Origin of the sequence: Streptomyces sp. NPDC000075 (assembly GCF_040301925.1) — a bacterium.
Lineage (GTDB): Bacteria > Actinomycetota > Actinomycetes > Streptomycetales > Streptomycetaceae > Streptomyces > Streptomyces polychromogenes.
On record NZ_JBEPFL010000003.1, the window covers coordinates 47,872 to 63,542 of the forward strand.

The following is a 15,671-nucleotide window of genomic DNA, read 5'->3' on the forward strand; positions in this document are numbered from 1 at the left end:
GCTGGAGCGAGGCTGCGCCCGGAGGCACCGGCCCGGTAGGCTTTCCGTGTGATCTTCAAGCGCATCGGAAGCGGACGGCCGTACCCCGACCACGGCAGGGAAACCACCCGGCAGTGGGCGGACGTCGCCCCGCGCCCGGTCCGGCTGGACCAGCTCGTGACGACCAAGGGACAGCTGGACCTGGAGACGCTGCTCGCCGAGGACTCCACGTTCTACGGCGACCTCTTCGCGCACGTCGTGAAGTGGCAGGGCGACCTCTACCTGGAGGACGGGCTGCACCGCGCCGTGCGCGCGGCCCTCCAGCAGCGTCAGGTCCTGCACGCGCGCGTCCTCGAAATGGACTGACCAGGGGCGGACCGGGCGCCGGTTGCGCCTTTCGGGTCTGCCTTACCCGATCAACAGATCATTTAGTAGGCATCGTTCCGGTACGGCACTACGCTGCGCCCATGAGCATGCTCACTCCCCCCGGCATGGGCGGAAAGTACCGCGTCACGGGGACCGCCTACCCCCGTATGAGCCGGCCCCGGCGACGCCGGAAGATCGTGTTCGCCCTGGTCGGTTCCGTCCTCGCACTGGCCCTGCTCGGCTACGGAGCACTGCAGCTCATCGACGTGTTCGGGGGCGGCGACAAGAAGAGTGCCGCGGCCGCCGCGAAGGACTGCCCGACCGCGTCCGCCACGCCCGCCAAGGCCGCCCCCGGCCCGGCGGCCTCCGCCGCACCCGCGGTCGCCCTGCCGCAGCCCGGCCAGATCACCGTCAACGTCTACAACGCGACCCCGCGCGCGGGCCTCGCCAAGGCCGTCGGCGACGAGCTGAAGAAGCGCGGCTTCACCATCGGCCACGTCGGCAACGCCCCCGCCGACTTCGACAAGAAGGTCCCCGGCCCCGGGATACTGCTCGGCTCCCCGCGCACCGACAAGGCGGCCTACTCCGTCCTCGGCACCCAGCTCACCGGCGTCACCCAGCAGACCGACACCCGCGAGGGCGCGGACATCGACCTGATCCTGGGCGGCTCCTTCAAGGAGCTGAACACGAAGGAGGACGCGGACAAGGCGCTGGCCGTCCTGGCCAACCCCGCACCCGCGCCCTCCCCGAAGAAGTGCTGAGAGGCGACCCGCCCCGCTACTCGGCCGAGCCGTACATGCGGTCGCCCGCGTCGCCCAGGCCCGGCACGATGTAGCCGTGCTCGTTGAGCCGCTCGTCCACGGCGGCCGTCACGACCGTCACCGGCGTGCCCGCGAGCTCGCGCTCCATGACCTCGACGCCCTCGGGCGCGGCCAGCAGCACCACGGCGGTCACGTCGTCGGCGCCGCGCTTGATGAGCTCCTGGATCGCGGCGACCAGCGTGCCGCCGGTGGCCAGCATCGGGTCGACCACGTAGACCTGGCGCCCGGAGAGGTCCTCGGGCATGCGCGTCGCGTACGTGGAGGCCTCCAGGGTCTCCTCGTTGCGGACCATGCCCAGGAAGCCCACCTCGGCCGTCGGCAGCAGCCGGACCATGCCGTCCAGCATGCCGAGGCCGGCGCGCAGGATCGGGACGACCAGCGGGCGCGGGTGCGACAGCTTGACGCCGGTGGTCGGGCCGACCGGGGTCATGATGTCGGACTGCTCGGTGCGTACGTCGCGGGTGGCCTCGTACGCGAGGAGCGTCACCAGCTCGTCGGCGAGCCGACGGAAGGTGGGGGAGTCGGTGCGCTTGTCGCGCAGCGTGGTGAGTTTGTGCGCCACCAAGGGGTGATCGACGACCTGCAAACGCACAACATCCTCCAAGACTCAGCCGGGCTTCGACCTGCGATCAGCGACCTGCGACCCTGCTACCTGCGAAAAAACGGCCGCCTGTGCGCGACCTGCTCCCGAAAGGCTACGCGGTGGAAGGGGCGCGGCGCGTCCCGCACGCGCCCCCGGTCCCTTCCGGATGCGGACCGCCGCGCCGCCCAGCACCCTGGACGGATGAGCGACGGCCCCCTGAGCGGCGGACTGGTGATCGCCGCCGTCGACGGATCCGACCACAGCCTGCGCGCCCTGGAGTGGGCCCGCCTGGCCGCCCTGCGCCACGGCACGGGCCTGATGGTCGCCCACGTCCTGCCCGAGGTCTCCCAGCTGTACGCGGGCCGCCGCTCGGCCCTGCACGACCCGAACGAGCCCGAGGAGTACGCCGACCCCGTGCGCGACCGGGTGCGCGCCCTGCTGGAGTCGGGGCCGCAGCTCCCCCCTGAGGTCCGCTACGAGGCCCTGGAGGGCTCCGTGCCCGAGGCACTGCGGGCCGTCAGCGGCGAGCGGGAGCCCCTGATGCTGGTCATGGGCTCCCGGGGGCGCGGCGGGTTCGCGGCCCTGCTGCTCGGGTCCAGCAGCCGGGCCGTGGCCACCACCGCGAGCTGCCCGGTGGTGGTGGTCCCGCACGAGGGCCGGGCGGTGGAGGACCCCGAGGGGGCTTCGGCCGGGCGGGTGGTGCTCGGGCTGCACGCCGCCGAGACGCCCGAGGACGTCCTGTCCTTCGCGTTCGCGGAAGCCGCCGCCCGGGGGACCACCGTCCAGGTGGTATCGGCGTACGCGCTGCCGCCCGGGCCGATGGCGGTGATCGACAGCCCGTTCGCGGTGATCCCTCCCGAGGCCCTCGCCGACGGCCCCGACGGGGTGCCGGCCGAACGGGAGATGCTGCGGGCCCAGACGCGGCGGCTGGACCCGCTGCGGGCCCGCTTCCCCGGCGTGCCGGTCGAGCAGGCCGTCGTACCCGGGGACCCGGCGGGACGGCTGGTGGAGGCCTCCCGGTCGGCGGCGCTGGTCGTGGTGGGCCGCCACCACCCGCGCCGGCGGTCCCTGCTGATCGGCTCGGTCGCGCACGCCGTGCTCCAGCACGCGCACGGCCCGGTGGCCGTCGTACCCGCGCTGCACGACGACGAACCGGGCTGAGCCGGTCCGAGCCACCACGAGTGACCTGACCCTTCAGCCGGCCCACGCCCTGACCTGGGCCGATCCGGAAGAGGGTGGCATCAAACGCGCCGGCGGGGGGAAGGTGGAAGCCGGGGGACTGCTTCGCGCCGGCGGAGGAGGACGACCGGACCAGCCCGGGGTGGTGGCCGATGCCCGAGACGAAGCCCGAGAACGACGGCAAGGGGAGCGAGGCGGACCAGCCGCCCGAGACGGCGGCGCAGCGCAGGGCGCGGCGTGCCCAGTTCCTGCGCGACCTGATGGAGGCCCGGGCGCTGCGCGACCGGGTGCAGCCGCGCCGTGCCCGCGCGGCCCGCATGCGCCAGCAGATGCGGATGCGTACCTTCCGTTGGTGACGGGCACGATGCCCACGGCAGCCTCCGGCCCCTGACCGGACCTCCGCCCGGCGCCGCGACACGGCCGCCGCGCGGAAGACCTCTCGCAAAGCCGCTGTTTCTGCCACGATGCCGATTGGGCGGGGTGCGAACAGCTTGTGTCAGGACCGTTCACACCCCAACCTCCGGCCGGGGGGACCTCCAACCGGCACGCCTATGACCAGTGGGAGAGTCACGGTGTATTTCGCCGCACTGCTCGCGCGCACCGAAGACGGGTGGGAAGCGAGCGACCTGGAACTCGACGACGTCGAGTCCCTCAGTGATCTGATCGATCTCGCACGTTCCGCCGCTGTCGACGACGACACGGTGGTCGCCCTCATCGAGCAGGAGGACGCCTGGTTCGGCGTCGTCCGCGTGGACGGAGAGGAGGACCCCCGGTACTTCGTGTCGAACGCCTCCGCCGCCGACCGGAGCTCCTACGGATCGATGCTGACCAAGGAGCTGCTGGGCAGCGTCGACGAGGACGACGAACTCGACGAACTGGACCTGGACGGCACCGAGGACGGAGAGGACGAGCCCGTCGCCTCCTACACGGACGACGACGAGGACGAGGACGAGGCCCGGGCGGGATCCGGCTCCGAGCCGGTGCCGGCCGGGCCGCTCGGCGACCCCCGGCTGCTGGACGACCTCGGCGTCGGCCACAGGGAGCTCATGTCCCTCGACGGGGACGCCCTCACCGAGATCGCCGACGCCCTCGGCGCCACCGAGGTACTGGAGGCCGTCCGCTAGTGACCCCCGCGCACCACCTCACGCACGACGTGCACGAGCACGAGCACGACTCGCGGGGCGTCCGGGACGCCCGGGACGCCCCGGACGCCGGAGACCCCGTACGGGATCCCTGGCGCGAGTCCATGCGCCTGGCCCTCCGGGAGGCGGCCCTGGCCGTGCCGGCCGGTGACGTACCGGTCGGGGCCGTCCTCCTGGGACCGGACGGGGCCGTCCTCGCCACCGGGCACAACGAACGGGAGGCCGTCGGAGATCCCACGGCGCACGCCGAGGTGCTGGCGCTGCGCCGGGCGGCCGCCCGGCTCGGGGAGTGGCGGCTCACGGGGTGCACCCTCGTGGTCACCCTGGAGCCGTGCGTGATGTGCGCGGGCGCGCTCGTCCAGTCCCGGGTGGCCCGGGTCGTCTACGGCGCGGCGGACGAGAAGGCGGGCGCGACGGGGTCGCTGTGGGACCTCGTGAGGGACCGCAGGCTCAACCACCGGCCGGAGGTGATCCGCGGGGTGCTGGAGGAGGAGTGCGCGCGGCAGCTGACGGAGTTCTTCCGTGAGCGGTGAGCAGGGCCACTCGGCCGGAAGTTGCGAAGCACTCCCCACCATCCGCTAGGATCTCTCTCGGTGGTGTGTCCGAGTGGCCGAAGGAGCTCGCCTCGAAAGCGAGTATGGGGCAACCCATCGGGGGTTCAAATCCCTCCACCACCGCTCTGGAAACGAGAGCCCCGGTTCGTACGAACCGGGGCTCTCGTGCGTGCCCGCCGTGACCGGGCGTCCGCTCGGCCGTTGGACACGGCATGACCAAGACCCAGCGCCTCCTCGCCGCCTTCGCCCTCGCGGGGGCCGCCGCGGGCCTCGCCGCGCCCGCCGCCTCCGCCGCGCCGCCCGCCCCGCTCACCCTCCCGGACCTGCCGACGGCCGCGCCGGGCATGCCCGCGGGCGCGACGCCGGCCTCGGTCCAGGACATCGGGGCGAGGGTGAGCGAGGGGGCCAATCAGCTCAACCAGCTGATGACGCTGCCCGACCAGCTCCAGCCCGCGATCGCCCCCGTGGCGCCGCTGGTGGACCTGCTCGGGGCCATCCAGTAGGAAGCGCCGGGGGCCGCCGGAACGCGAAGAAGGCCCCGACCGGAGCCGGGGCCTTCCACGCGGACGGGGGAAGTGACATCGGGGGGACAAAGCCACTTCCCCCGGTGAGGACGGAACCCGCCAGCCCGAGCCGCAGTCAGGGGGGAAGCTTGCGGCTCGGACCCCGCAGTGAGGTCCTGTCCCTCACCCACCGGTTTCCTGCCAGAACCGGTGGGCTCGTGTTCAATCCTGCGCCTCCCACGACCGGACACCCAGCGGCAAAGGGCCCGTACGACAGGGTCATTGGTCCTTAAAGGACAGGTGAGTGTCCAAAGCTGACCGGTTAGACTCACCCGACTTCGCAGTACCGGTTGGGGAGGCCGACACCGCTCATGGACACCAAGAAGCTCATCACGGGCGCCCTCACGGTGTTCGTCCTCTTCGTGATCATCACTCAGCCCAAGCGGGCGGCCGAGATGGTCGGAATAGGCTTCCAGGGCATATCGGATGCCGCCTCGGGCATCGGCGAGTTCATCACCGAACTGGTGACCTGAGCCCGTACGCTGAAGCGATTTCCGGACATCCAGGCCCCTCACTCCGCGGGTGGGGGGCCTTTCGCGTTCGCCTTTCACGTTCACGGCGGTAAAAAGAATACCCCTAAATGCCCAACTTGCCCTCAACACGGCTATATACGGTGCTTGCACACAGTGCACATCTCTTGTGATGCTATGACCGCTTTTGACGTATGAGACGGATGAGTTGACCGAAGGGGTGGCGTGACCGTGCCGGCCAGTACTGCGCCTCAGGTGCCTCCCCAGCAGGAATCCCGGCAAGAGCCCCGGCAAGAGCCCCGGCAGGACGCTCGTCAGGACGCCCGTCAGGAGCCGGCGCACGAGCCGCCCGCCGACGCCCGGGAGCCCGGGGCGGCCCCACCGAGACCGCAGGGCCGGGGCGCCGACACCCGGGCCCTGACCCAGGTCCTCTTCGGCCAGCTGAAGGGCCTGGAGCCGGGCACCAGCGAGCACCACCGGGTGCGCGGGGCCCTGATCGAGGCCAACCTCCCGCTGGTGCGCTACGCGGCCGCCCGCTTCCGCAGCCGCAACGAGCCGATGGAGGACGTGGTCCAGGTCGGCACCATCGGGCTGATCAACGCGATCGACCGCTTCGACCCGGAGCGCGGGGTCCAGTTCCCCACCTTCGCCATGCCGACGGTCGTCGGCGAGATCAAACGGTACTTCCGCGACAACGTCCGCACCGTCCACGTCCCGCGCCGCCTCCACGAGCTGTGGGTGCAGGTCAACGCCGCCACCGAGGACCTCACCACCCTCCACGGCCGCACCCCCACCACCCCCGAGATCGCCGAGCGGCTGCGGATCAGCGAGGACGAGGTGCTCTCCTGCATCGAGGCCGGCCGCAGCTACCACGCGACCTCCCTGGAGGCCGCCCAGGAGGGCGACGGGATGCCCGGGCTGCTCGACCGGCTCGGCTACGAGGACCCCGAGCTGGCCGGCGTCGAGCACCGTGACCTCGTCCGCCACCTGCTCGTACAACTGCCCGAGCGGGAGCAGCGGATCCTGCTGCTGCGCTACTACAACAACCTGACGCAGTCGCAGATCAGCGCCGAGCTCGGGGTCTCCCAGATGCACGTCTCCCGGCTGCTCGCGCGCAGCTTCGCCCGTCTGAGATCCGCAAACAGGATCGAGGCTTAACCCCCTCGGGTGGAGCCCGGCCCGCGATTCCCTACAGAACCGGCTCATTCCGCTCGGTCGGCGGTCTGTCGCTGGAGATACTTGTCGACATGACGCTACAGCGTGTTGCCGACATGTGACATTCTGCTGGAACCGCGTTTGCCGCAGCCCCGCCTCCGGTATTCAGGTGGAGGCTGCGTTCCTCCGACGGGACGCGCCGATACGCGACCGTCCGCGACCTCAAGGGGGTGGCATGTCCGTAGACCAGGGCAGCTCCAAGGTGCTCACGCTCGTCGAGCGTGAGCTGCCGGCAGTGGCCGACCGCTCGGAAGCCATCGACACCCGCACCCTCTCCCGCTCCCTCTTCCAGCGACTCGCCACCCTGGACCCGGACAGCCCCGAACGGGCGTACGTACGCGACACCCTGATCGAGCTGAACCTGCCGCTGGTGCGCTACGCGGCGGCCCGGTTCCGCAGCCGCAACGAGCCGATGGAGGACATCGTCCAGGTCGGCACGATCGGCCTGATCAAGGCGATCGACCGGTTCGACTGCGAACGCGGGGTCGAGTTCCCGACGTTCGCCATGCCGACCGTCGTGGGCGAGATCAAACGATTCTTTCGCGACACCTCCTGGTCCGTCCGCGTCCCGCGCCGGCTCCAGGAGCTGCGCCTCGCGCTGACCAAGGCCAGCGACGAACTCGCCCAGCGCCTCGACCGGTCCCCGACCGTGCCGGAGCTGGCGGCGGTCCTCGGGGTCACCGAGGAGGAGGTCGTCGACGGACTCGCCGTCGGCAACGCCTACACCGCCTCCTCCCTCGACTCCCCCTCGCCGGAGGACGAGGGCGGCGAGGGCTCCCTCGCGGACCGGCTCGGGTACGAGGACACCGCGCTCGAAGGCGTCGAGTACCGCGAATCGCTCAAGCCCCTGCTGGCCAAACTCCCGCCCAGGGAACGGCAGATCATCATGCTGCGGTTCTTCGCGAACATGACCCAGTCGCAGATCGGCGAGGAGGTCGGCATCTCCCAGATGCACGTCTCCCGGCTGCTGACGCGGACGCTGGCGCAGCTGCGCACGGGCCTGATCGGAGAGTAGGCCCGCGGGCCCCGGCACTGCGCGGGGTTCCCATTTGACGGCGCGTCAGGAACACTGGCGCGATGCGAACGGGATCCCGCGCGGCGCGCCTCCTCGCCCCCCTCGCCCTGTGCTGCACGGCCACCGCCGCCCTCACCGGATGCGGCGGCCCGGCCCGTGACGGCTACGCCGCCGTGGGCGCGGCGGCCCCGGGGCCCGAGCGGGGCGCGGGGCAGAACGTTCCGCCGCAGGGGCGGGTCGAGTTCCAGCCGATCGCGTCGGCGGGCTCGGCCCCTTCCGCGAGCGCGTCCGCCGTTACGACACCCGGCGCGCCGGGGTCACAGCCCGGCGGGGGCTCCGCCCAGGGCGGAGCGACGGCCACCGCCCAGGGCGGCTCCGCCCCCGCACCCGGCACACCGCCGGCCCCGGGCACCCCACCGACCACCCCCGGCGCCGGGGGCGCGGGCGGCGGCACGGGCACCCCGGGCGGGACCGGGGGCGCGGGCGGGACCGGGGGCGCAGGGGCATCAGGCGGCTCGGGCACCACGGGAGGCTCGGGCGGCACAGGTACCCCAGGCGGCACAGGTGGCTCCGGCGGCACCGGGGCATCGGGCGGCACCGGCAGCTCGGGAGGCTCCGGGGGCACCACACCCCCGCCCGCCACCCCGGCACGCCTCACGCTGAGCACTCCGGCCCGCGCGGCGGCGTCCGACCGCTGGTGCGAGCGCGTCACGGTGACCTTCACCAACACCGGCGGCACCCCGGCCCGTTCGGGCACGGTCACCTTCGCCACGCACGTCATCGGCGCCCTCGGCATCGACTGGGCCACCCTCACCACGACCCGGCCGCTGCCCGCCCCGATAGCGGGCGGGAGCTCCAGGACGCAGACCTACACGGTCTGCGTGGAGGCCTGGCGGGTCCCCCTCGGCATGCACGTGGAGACCCGCGGGGTCACCGCGGCCTGGAGCTGAGAGCGCCCGGACGCGTCAGCGCAGCACCAGCCACACGGCCGCCCCGGCCATCAGCACGAGCCCGAGCGCCAGCAGCAGCCGGCCGCCCGTCTTCGACCCGGACTCCTTGGCCCGGCGCCGCGAGCCCGGCACGGACGGGGTGCGGGCCGCCTGGCCGTCCCCCTCCGCCACGAAGGCGCGGAACATCTGAGTGCTGCCGGCGGGGTCGTAGGAGCCACCGGCTTCAGGCGAGTTGTGGTCTGCGGACATGGCTGGACCCTAGCGGGTTTTCCGATTCCTTTACCGCTCAGCCCCCCGAATTCATTTGCCTGTAGCAACCATACTCTTCTATGGTTGCCCAAAGCAACGAGATGGGGGTGGTCCGATGGCCACGCAGACGGCGCAGAACACCCGGTACGAGGAGCTGGCCCGCCAGCTCACCGGCATCGGGGCGGTCAAGCGCGACCTGGCCCGGATCCTGCCCCCGACTTGTCCGCCCGGCGCCGCCGCCGTCCTCACCGTCCTCGACCGGCACGGCGAGATGCGGCTCAGCCGGCTCACCGAGTTCATGGCCGTCGACATCTCCGTCAGCAGCCGGCACGTCGCCCACGTGGCACAGCGCGGCTGGATCGACCGGGAGACCGACCCCGGGGACGGACGCTGCCGGATCCTGCGCCTGACCGAGGAGGGGCGCGCCGTGCTCGCCGAGCTCGGCGCCCGCTACACGGACGCGCTGGAGAAGGCCCTGGCCGACTGGTCCGCCGAGGACATCGACGCACTCAACACCCTGCTGGCCCGACTCCGATCGAGCTTCTAGGCAAAGGAAACACATGGCTACGACCACACCCTCCGGTGTGCGGGGAGGCGGCCAGTCGGAGACCACGTCCGACGGCGCGCCCATGACCCACTCCCAGATCATGAAGGCGCTGTCCGGGCTGATGCTCGGCATGTTCGTGGCGATCCTGTCCTCCACGATCGTCTCCAACGCCCTGCCCCAGATCATCAGCGACCTCGGCGGCACCCAGTCCTCCTACACCTGGGTCGTCACCGCCGCCCTGCTGTCGATGACGGCCGCGACCCCCCTGTGGGGCAAGCTGTCCGACCTCTTCAGCAAGAAGCTGCTCGTCCAGATATCCCTGGTGATCTACGTCCTCGGCTCCGTCGTCGCGGGCCTGTCCCAGAACACCGGCATGCTCATCGCCTGCCGCGTCGTCCAGGGCATCGGCGTCGGCGGTCTCTCCGCCCTCGCGCAGATCGTGATGGCCGCGATGATCTCCCCGCGCGAGCGCGGCCGCTACAGCGGCTACCTCGGCGCGGTCTTCGCCGTCGCCACCGTCGGCGGCCCGCTGCTCGGCGGCGTCATCACCGACACCTCGTGGCTCGGCTGGCGCTGGTGCTTCTACGTCGGCGTGCCCTTCGCGGTCATCGCCCTGATCGTCCTCCAGCGCACCCTGCACCTGCCGGTCGTCCGCCGGGACGTGAAGGTCGACTGGCTGGGCGCCTTCCTGATCAGCGGCGCCGTCTCGCTGCTGCTGATCTGGGTGACCCAGGCCGGCGACTCGTACGACTGGATCTCCTGGACCACCCTGGCGATGACCTGCGGCGCCGTCGTGCTCGGTCTGCTGTTCCTCCTCGTGGAGTCCCGCGCGAGCGACCCGATCATCCCGCTGCGGCTCTTCCGCAACAAGACCATCAGCCTGGCCTCCGCCGCCTCACTCTTCGTCGGCGTCGCGATGTTCTCCGGCACGGTCTTCTTCAGCCAGTACTTCCAGCTGGCGCGCGGCGAGTCCCCCACCATGTCGGGCATCCTCACCATCCCGATGATCGGCGGCCTCTTCGTCTCCTCCACGGTCTCCGGCCAGATCATCACCAAGACCGGCAGGTGGAAGGCCTTCCTGGTCTCCGGCGGCGTCCTGCTCACCGCCGGACTCGGACTGCTGGGCACCCTGCGCTACGACACCCCGTACTGGCGCATCGCCCTGTTCATGGCGCTGACCGGCCTCGGCCTCGGCATGATGATGCAGAACCTGGTCCTCGCCACCCAGAACCAGGTCGCCCCCGAGGACCTCGGCGCGGCCAGCTCCGTCGTCACCTTCTTCCGCTCCCTCGGCGGCGCCGTGGGCGTCTCCGCCCTGGGCGCGGTGATGGCCAACCGGGTCACCCACTACGTCAAGGACGGGCTGGCCGCACTCGGCCCGAAGGCGGCGGCCCTGGGACACGGCGGCACCGGCGGGGGCGGCATCCCCGACCTCGACAAGCTGCCCGCGCCGCTGCGGCAGGTCATGGAGTCCGCGTACGGGCACGGCGTCGGCGACGTCTTCCTCTACGCCGCGCCGAGTGCGCTGCTCGGTCTGGTGCTGGTGGTCTTCATCAAGGAGGTCGCGCTGAAGTCGAAGCCGGCCACGCACGCCCCGAGCGCCGAGGGCACCACCGCCGGGACCCCGGAGCAGTCCTCCGAGAAGACGTCCGACCGGGCCTCGTCCCAGGCCTGAGCCCGGCGTCCCGGGCCAGGGGTCGGCGCCCCGGGCCAGGGCGCGACGCCCCGGGCCAGGGCGCGGCGGCTCAGGCCTGGGCGCGGCGTCCGGCGGCCTTGGCCTCGATGCCCGCGATGAGGACGTCGAGGGCCAGGGCGAAGTCCGCCTCCGGCGCCCGCCGCACCGTGCCCCCACAGCCGTGCAGGGCGCAGCCGTTCAGGAACTGCGACACGGCCAGGTGGGCGCCGGTCCGGCCGGCGTCCGCCAGTCCGGCCGCCTCCAGCAGGCGGTGCAGGGCGGCGTCGAGCGCCCGCGCGTGCGGGCCGATGTTCGGGTAGAACGCGCTGAGCGGAGCCACCCAGGGGTGCTCCGCCAGCAGCCCGCGGTAGCCGCAGGCCAACGCCCGCAGCCGGCTGGGCCAGGGCTCCTCCGGGTGCGGCCCGGCCGGCAGCCGCAGCCGGCCCAGGGCGCTGTCCAGGGCCAGTTCGAGCAGATCGTGCTTGGTGTCCACGTACCAGTACAGGGACATCGCGGTGACGCCCAGCTCGGCCGCCAGCCTCCGCATGGAGAAGCGGCCGAGCCCTTCCGCGTCCAGGAGCCGCACGGTGGCGGCGGTGATCCGGTCCCGGTCCAGCCCCGAGGGGGCCTCGGTACGGCGTCTGGCGGGGGCGGCCGGCCTCGCGGCCAGCCACACACTCGTCCTGGCCCCGCCGGGATCCGCCTCGGTCACCATCGAGGTGCCCTCCTCATCACAAGGGGATCAGCCCGGAATGCCCGGTCCGCCCTCTTGATGCTAGGGGGTCTCCGACGGAACAGGGCCGGTTCAGGACATACCGGTCGAAGGGGCCGTCAGGTCGTAGAAGGTGGCTCCGCCGATGGTGACGGCCTTGAAGTTGGCCTTCACCCAGCTCTCGACGGCCGTACTGACCGACCCGCCCGGGCCTCCCTGCCCGCCCGGCCCGCCCCCCGTACGGGACTCTCCGCCGCCTTCGGGACCGCCCTGGGCGATGAAGTAGTGGATCTTCCCGGCCTTCACGTACGCCTTGAACTGCTCCGGCGTCGGCGAGGGGTCGCTGCCGTTGAACCCGCCGAGGGGCATCACCGGACGGCCTGAGGCCAGCTGGTAACTCGCCGCGTTCTGCGAGCCGATGGCGGCCGCCGCCCACGTGTAGCGGTCGGCGTCGGCGCGCAGCGCGGCCTTGGCCGCCGCGGAGACGCGTGCCCCGTCGAGCAGTCCGCCGGCGCCGCCCCGCATGCCCGGGCCGCCCGCCTGGCCGCCCCGGCCGTCGCCGGCCAGGCCCGTGGTGCCGGTGCCGCTCGTACCGCCCGGCCGGCCGACACCGGGCGCGCCGCCCTGCGGGAAGCCCTGCGGCATGCCCCCTCGGCCCGCCTGGCCGCCCTGGCCGCTCTGCGGTGCTCCGCCGGCCGGGCCGCCGCCGGGCAGGCCCGGCAGGCCGCCCCGGAACCGTTCCCCGCCCGGCCCGAACCCCATGGGGCCGCCCCTCCCGCCGGCCACCGCCGGACCGGCCGTGACGATCGAGCCCGTGTGCCCGGCGGCGATCGTGGTCAGGCAGTACGCGAACGGGCCCGCCAGGGCCGCGCCCAGCGCCAGCACCGCCACCCCGAGCAGAGCCCGGCGCCCCAGCCGGGCGGCGAACGGCAGTGCGACCGCGGCCAGGAGTCCGGCCACCAGCACCGTCCAGCGCAGCCACGGCAGATAGCCGGAGGAGCGACCGAGCAGCACGTACGACCAGACGGCGGTCAGGGCGAGGGTCCCGGACAAGGTGAGCGCGGCGGCCCTGCCGCCCCGTTCCTCCCACAGCACGACCACGCCCATGCCCACCAGCGCGGCCACGAACGGCGCCAGCGCGACCGTGTAGTACTCGTGGAAGATGCCCTGCATCCAGCTGAACACCACGGCGGTGATCAGCAGGCAGCCGCCCCAGGCCAGAAAGGCCGCACGGGCCATGCCCTGGAGGGAATCGGCGGACCGCCCGGCCCGCCAGGTCACCACCAGCCCCGCCACCAGCAGCACCAGCGCCGCCGGCAGCAGCCAGGAGATCTGGCCTCCCACGTTCGAGGAGAACAGCCGGCCCACCCCGGTCTCCCCCCAGCCCCCGCCGCGCAGGCCCGGCCCGCCCCGGGCAGCCCGTACGCCCCGAGCGCACCGGCGGCCCCGCGGGTCCGCCCGCCGCCCACGCTGCCGGTCTCATTGCCGTTCAGCCGGCCGAGCCCGTTGTAGCCGAAGGTCAGCTCCAGGAAGGAGTTGTGCTGCGAACCGCCGATGTACGGGCGCGAGGAGGCGGGCCACAGCTCCACGACGGCCACCCACCAGCCGCCGGAGACCACCATCGCGGCCCCGGCGAGCAGCAGCTGGCCGAGCCGGCGGCGCAGCCTGGTCGGCGCGCAGACGGCGTACAGCAGGGCCAGCGGCGGCAGGATGACGAAGGCCTGGAGGGTCTTGGTCAGGAAGCCCAGACCGATCGCCACCCCGGCCCCCACCAGCCACCCGGTCCGCGCCCCGTCGAGGGCGCGCAGGACGCAGTACACGGTGACGGTCAGCAGCAGCGTCAGCAGCGCGTCGGGGTTGTTGAAACGGAACATCAGCGCGGCGACCGGTGTGAGCGCGAAGGCGGCCCCGCTGAGCAGGGCGGCCGCGGGCCCGAACTGCCGGCGGACGGCCGCGTAGAGGACGGCGGTGGTCGCGACGCCCATCAGGGCCTGCGGGACGAGGATCTGCCAGGACCCGAGCCCGAACATCCGGACGGACAGCATCATCGGCCACAGGGCGGCCGGGGGCTTGTCGACGGTGATGGAGTTCCCGGCGTCGGAAGAGCCGAAGAAGAAGGCCTTCCAGCTCTCGGAACCCGCCTGTACGGCCGCGGAGTAGAAGGAGTTGGCGTAGCCGGAGGAACCCAGATTCCACAGCAGGAGCACGGCGGTGGCGAGCAGCAGCGCCGCGTACGCGGGCCGTTCCCAGCGGGGCCGGAGGGTGGCGGCCGGACGGGCGGCCTCTGCCGCCGCCCGGCCGGGGGCGGGGGCCCGTTCGGGGAACGGGGAGTCGAGGGGCGGGAGGGCCGTGGTCATCGGTGGTCGTCCTTCGCGGGAACGGGAGCGGTACGGCGCTCGGGGAAGACCCAGGCGCGGAAGAGCAGGAACCGCAGCACGGTGGCGGCGAGGTTGGCGGTGATCAGCACGGCGAGTTCGGTGCCGTGGGCGGGGTGGTCGGCGGCCGCGCCGAGGGCGGCGAGCGAACCGCTGGTCAGGGCCAGTCCGATGGCGAACACGACCAGGCCCTGGGCCTGGTGGCGCAGGGCTCGGTCGCGGCCCCGGACGCCGAAGGTGAGCCGGCGGTTGGCGGCGGTGTTGGCCACGGCGGAGACCAGCAGGGCGGCCGCGTTGGCCGCCTGCGGTCCGGCGCCGAGCCGGAAGAGGGAGTACAGGGTGAGGTAGCAGAGGGTGGACAGCACACCGACCGCGCAGAAGCCGAGCAGCTGGCGGGCCAGCCCGCGTGGCACCCCGGGCAGGGCGGTGCGGTCGCGGGGGTCGTCGCCGAAGGGGCGGGCGAGCCGGTCCAGGGGGAGCGCCCCGAGGGCCAGTGCCCGGCCCACCCGCCAGACGCCCTTCAGGTCCTCGGTGGCGGTCTTCACGATGTGGACCGTGGAGTCGGGGTCGTCGACCCAGTCCACCGGCACCTCGTGGATGCGCAGCCCGGCCCGCTCGGCGAGCACCAGCATCTCGGTGTCGAAGAACCAGCCGGTGTCCTCGACGAGCGGCAGCAGCCGCTCGGCCACCTCCCGCCGGATGGCCTTGAACCCGCACTGGGCGTCGCTGAAGCGGGCGGCGAGCGAGGAGCGCAGCAGCAGGTTGTAGGCGCGGGAGACGAACTCCCGCTTCGCTCCGCGCACCACGCGCGAGGAGCGGGCGAGCCGGGTGCCGATGGCCAGGTCGGAGTGGCCGGAGATCAGCGGGGCGACCAGCGGCAGCAGTGCGTTCAGGTCGGTGGAGAGGTCCACGTCCATGTAGGCGAGGACGGGCGCCTCGGAGCGGGTCCAGACGGTGCGCAGGGCGCGGCCCCGCCCCTTCTCCTCCAGCCGGACGCTGCGCACGCCGGGGATGGCGGCGGCGAGCTCGGCCGCGAACGCGGGGGTGCGGTCGGTGCTGGCGTTGTCGGCGATGGTGATGCGGAAGGGGTACGGGAAGGTCCGGGTGAGGTGGGTGTGCAGCCGGCGCACGCAGGGGCCGAGGTCCCTTTCCTCGTTGTAGACCGGGATCACCACGTCGAGTACGGGCTCACCGGGCGCGGGTGCGAGGGGCGCCCGCGCCGGGAGGGCGTCGCAGGAGGTGTCGGTTGGCATGGTCCGACCCTCCCCGGGCGCCC

At 72.9% G+C, this 15,671-nt stretch carries 16 protein-coding genes, 1 tRNA gene and 2 pseudogenes; 14 read left to right on the forward strand and 5 right to left on the reverse strand.

Features of this window, described 5'->3' with window-relative positions; all coding sequences use genetic code 11:
- Window positions 1-48 precede the first annotated feature (48 nt).
- On the forward strand, window positions 49-345 hold the full coding sequence (locus tag ABT403_RS04380; protein ID WP_008740979.1) for a type II toxin-antitoxin system VapB family antitoxin: 297 nt from the start codon (window positions 49-51) through the stop codon (window positions 343-345).
- A 101-nt stretch (window positions 346-446) separates the two neighbouring features.
- Window positions 447-1,106 carry a LytR C-terminal domain-containing protein gene (locus ABT403_RS04385; RefSeq protein ID WP_344160650.1) on the forward strand — a complete coding sequence of 220 codons (660 nt, stop codon included), beginning with the start codon at window positions 447-449 and terminating at the stop codon, window positions 1,104-1,106.
- A 16-nt stretch (window positions 1,107-1,122) separates the two neighbouring features.
- On the opposite strand, the gene upp is transcribed toward ABT403_RS04385, so the two are convergent.
- On the reverse strand, window positions 1,123-1,758 hold the full coding sequence (gene upp, locus ABT403_RS04390; protein WP_344160647.1) for a uracil phosphoribosyltransferase: 636 nt from the start codon (window positions 1,756-1,758) through the stop codon (window positions 1,123-1,125).
- Between the two features lie 192 nt (window positions 1,759-1,950).
- On the opposite strand from upp, the gene ABT403_RS04395 reads away from it, so the two are divergent.
- The 10 genes from ABT403_RS04395 (at window position 1,951) to ABT403_RS04440 (ending at window position 8,837) form a co-directional block, all read left to right on the forward strand.
- Window positions 1,951-2,910 (forward strand): universal stress protein, encoded by a 960-nt coding sequence (locus tag ABT403_RS04395; protein WP_344160644.1) that lies wholly within the window; start codon window positions 1,951-1,953, stop codon window positions 2,908-2,910.
- Window positions 2,911-3,080: 170 nt separating this feature from the next.
- The gene (locus ABT403_RS04400) at window positions 3,081-3,284 is read left to right on the forward strand and encodes a hypothetical protein (protein ID WP_344160640.1); all 204 of its coding nucleotides are present in this window, start codon (window positions 3,081-3,083) and stop codon (window positions 3,282-3,284) included.
- A gap of 216 nt (window positions 3,285-3,500) precedes the next feature.
- A complete protein-coding gene (locus ABT403_RS04405) occupies window positions 3,501-4,052 on the forward strand; it encodes a tRNA adenosine deaminase-associated protein (RefSeq protein WP_344160886.1) in 552 nt (183 codons plus the stop codon).
- 122 nt (window positions 4,053-4,174) lie between these two features.
- Entirely contained in the window at window positions 4,175-4,603 is a 429-nt protein-coding gene (gene tadA / locus ABT403_RS04410) for a tRNA adenosine(34) deaminase TadA (RefSeq protein WP_344160883.1), read from the forward strand.
- A 59-nt stretch (window positions 4,604-4,662) separates the two neighbouring features.
- Window positions 4,663-4,747 (forward strand) — tRNA-Ser (locus tag ABT403_RS04415).
- A gap of 89 nt (window positions 4,748-4,836) precedes the next feature.
- Entirely contained in the window at window positions 4,837-5,127 is a 291-nt protein-coding gene (locus ABT403_RS04420) for a hypothetical protein (protein ID WP_344160637.1), read from the forward strand.
- Window positions 5,128-5,498: 371 nt separating this feature from the next.
- Entirely contained in the window at window positions 5,499-5,660 is a 162-nt protein-coding gene (locus tag ABT403_RS04425) for a hypothetical protein (RefSeq protein ID WP_167747595.1), read from the forward strand.
- Between the two features lie 228 nt (window positions 5,661-5,888).
- Entirely contained in the window at window positions 5,889-6,815 is a 927-nt protein-coding gene (locus ABT403_RS04430; RefSeq protein WP_425580211.1) for an RNA polymerase sigma factor SigF, read from the forward strand.
- Window positions 6,816-7,047: 232 nt separating this feature from the next.
- Entirely contained in the window at window positions 7,048-7,887 is an 840-nt protein-coding gene (locus tag ABT403_RS04435; protein ID WP_344160631.1) for an RNA polymerase sigma factor SigF, read from the forward strand.
- A 62-nt stretch (window positions 7,888-7,949) separates the two neighbouring features.
- Window positions 7,950-8,837 carry a hypothetical protein gene (locus ABT403_RS04440; RefSeq protein WP_344160628.1) on the forward strand — a complete coding sequence of 296 codons (888 nt, stop codon included), beginning with the start codon at window positions 7,950-7,952 and terminating at the stop codon, window positions 8,835-8,837.
- Window positions 8,838-8,852: 15 nt separating this feature from the next.
- Here ABT403_RS04440 and ABT403_RS04445 read toward each other — a convergent pair whose 3' ends face one another.
- The gene (locus tag ABT403_RS04445) at window positions 8,853-9,086 is read right to left on the reverse strand and encodes a hypothetical protein (RefSeq protein ID WP_344160625.1); all 234 of its coding nucleotides are present in this window, start codon (window positions 9,084-9,086) and stop codon (window positions 8,853-8,855) included.
- Between the two features lie 115 nt (window positions 9,087-9,201).
- Here ABT403_RS04445 and ABT403_RS04450 point away from each other — a divergent pair, with 115 nt between their 5' ends.
- Together ABT403_RS04450 and ABT403_RS04455 are read left to right on the forward strand one after the other, a co-directional pair.
- Window positions 9,202-9,633, forward strand: a complete 432-nt coding sequence (locus ABT403_RS04450) for a MarR family winged helix-turn-helix transcriptional regulator (RefSeq protein ID WP_344160622.1) — start codon at window positions 9,202-9,204, stop codon at window positions 9,631-9,633.
- 82 nt (window positions 9,634-9,715) lie between these two features.
- Window positions 9,716-11,213: pseudogene (locus ABT403_RS04455) on the forward strand (MDR family MFS transporter); the annotation flags it as partial.
- A 165-nt stretch (window positions 11,214-11,378) separates the two neighbouring features.
- Here ABT403_RS04455 and ABT403_RS04460 read toward each other — a convergent pair.
- The 3 genes and pseudogenes from ABT403_RS04460 to ABT403_RS04470 form a co-directional block, all read right to left on the reverse strand.
- Window positions 11,379-12,023: a TetR/AcrR family transcriptional regulator gene (locus ABT403_RS04460; protein ID WP_344160616.1), complete on the reverse strand. Its 645-nt coding sequence runs from the start codon at window positions 12,021-12,023 to the stop codon at window positions 11,379-11,381.
- 90 nt (window positions 12,024-12,113) lie between these two features.
- A pseudogene (locus ABT403_RS04465) lies at window positions 12,114-14,377 on the reverse strand (ArnT family glycosyltransferase).
- Window positions 14,374-15,648 carry a bifunctional glycosyltransferase family 2/GtrA family protein gene (locus ABT403_RS04470; protein ID WP_344160614.1) on the reverse strand — a complete coding sequence of 425 codons (1,275 nt, stop codon included), beginning with the start codon at window positions 15,646-15,648 and terminating at the stop codon, window positions 14,374-14,376. Before ABT403_RS04470 ends, ABT403_RS04465 begins: the two are co-directional and overlap by 4 nt.
- Window positions 15,649-15,671 lie beyond the last annotated feature (23 nt).

What these genes read in the sequence shown, in the direction of transcription:
- ABT403_RS04385 (WP_344160650.1), top strand. Translation starts at nt 447, where the DNA reads ATGAGCATGCTCACTCCCCCCGGCATGGGCGGAAAGTACCGCGTCACG.
- ABT403_RS04395 (WP_344160644.1), top strand. Translation starts at nt 1,951, where the DNA reads ATGAGCGACGGCCCCCTGAGCGGCGGACTGGTGATCGCCGCCGTCGAC.
- ABT403_RS04400 (WP_344160640.1), top strand. Translation starts at nt 3,081, where the DNA reads ATGCCCGAGACGAAGCCCGAGAACGACGGCAAGGGGAGCGAGGCGGAC.
- tadA (WP_344160883.1), top strand. Translation starts at nt 4,175, where the DNA reads ATGCGCCTGGCCCTCCGGGAGGCGGCCCTGGCCGTGCCGGCCGGTGAC.
- ABT403_RS04420 (WP_344160637.1), top strand. Translation starts at nt 4,837, where the DNA reads ATGACCAAGACCCAGCGCCTCCTCGCCGCCTTCGCCCTCGCGGGGGCC.
- ABT403_RS04425 (WP_167747595.1), top strand. Translation starts at nt 5,499, where the DNA reads ATGGACACCAAGAAGCTCATCACGGGCGCCCTCACGGTGTTCGTCCTC.
- ABT403_RS04435 (WP_344160631.1), top strand. Translation starts at nt 7,048, where the DNA reads ATGTCCGTAGACCAGGGCAGCTCCAAGGTGCTCACGCTCGTCGAGCGT.
- ABT403_RS04440 (WP_344160628.1), top strand. Translation starts at nt 7,950, where the DNA reads ATGCGAACGGGATCCCGCGCGGCGCGCCTCCTCGCCCCCCTCGCCCTG.
- ABT403_RS04445 (WP_344160625.1), bottom strand. Translation starts at nt 9,086, where the DNA reads ATGTCCGCAGACCACAACTCGCCTGAAGCCGGTGGCTCCTACGACCCC.
- ABT403_RS04450 (WP_344160622.1), top strand. Translation starts at nt 9,202, where the DNA reads ATGGCCACGCAGACGGCGCAGAACACCCGGTACGAGGAGCTGGCCCGC.
- ABT403_RS04460 (WP_344160616.1), bottom strand. Translation starts at nt 12,023, where the DNA reads ATGGTGACCGAGGCGGATCCCGGCGGGGCCAGGACGAGTGTGTGGCTG.
- ABT403_RS04470 (WP_344160614.1), bottom strand. Translation starts at nt 15,648, where the DNA reads ATGCCAACCGACACCTCCTGCGACGCCCTCCCGGCGCGGGCGCCCCTC.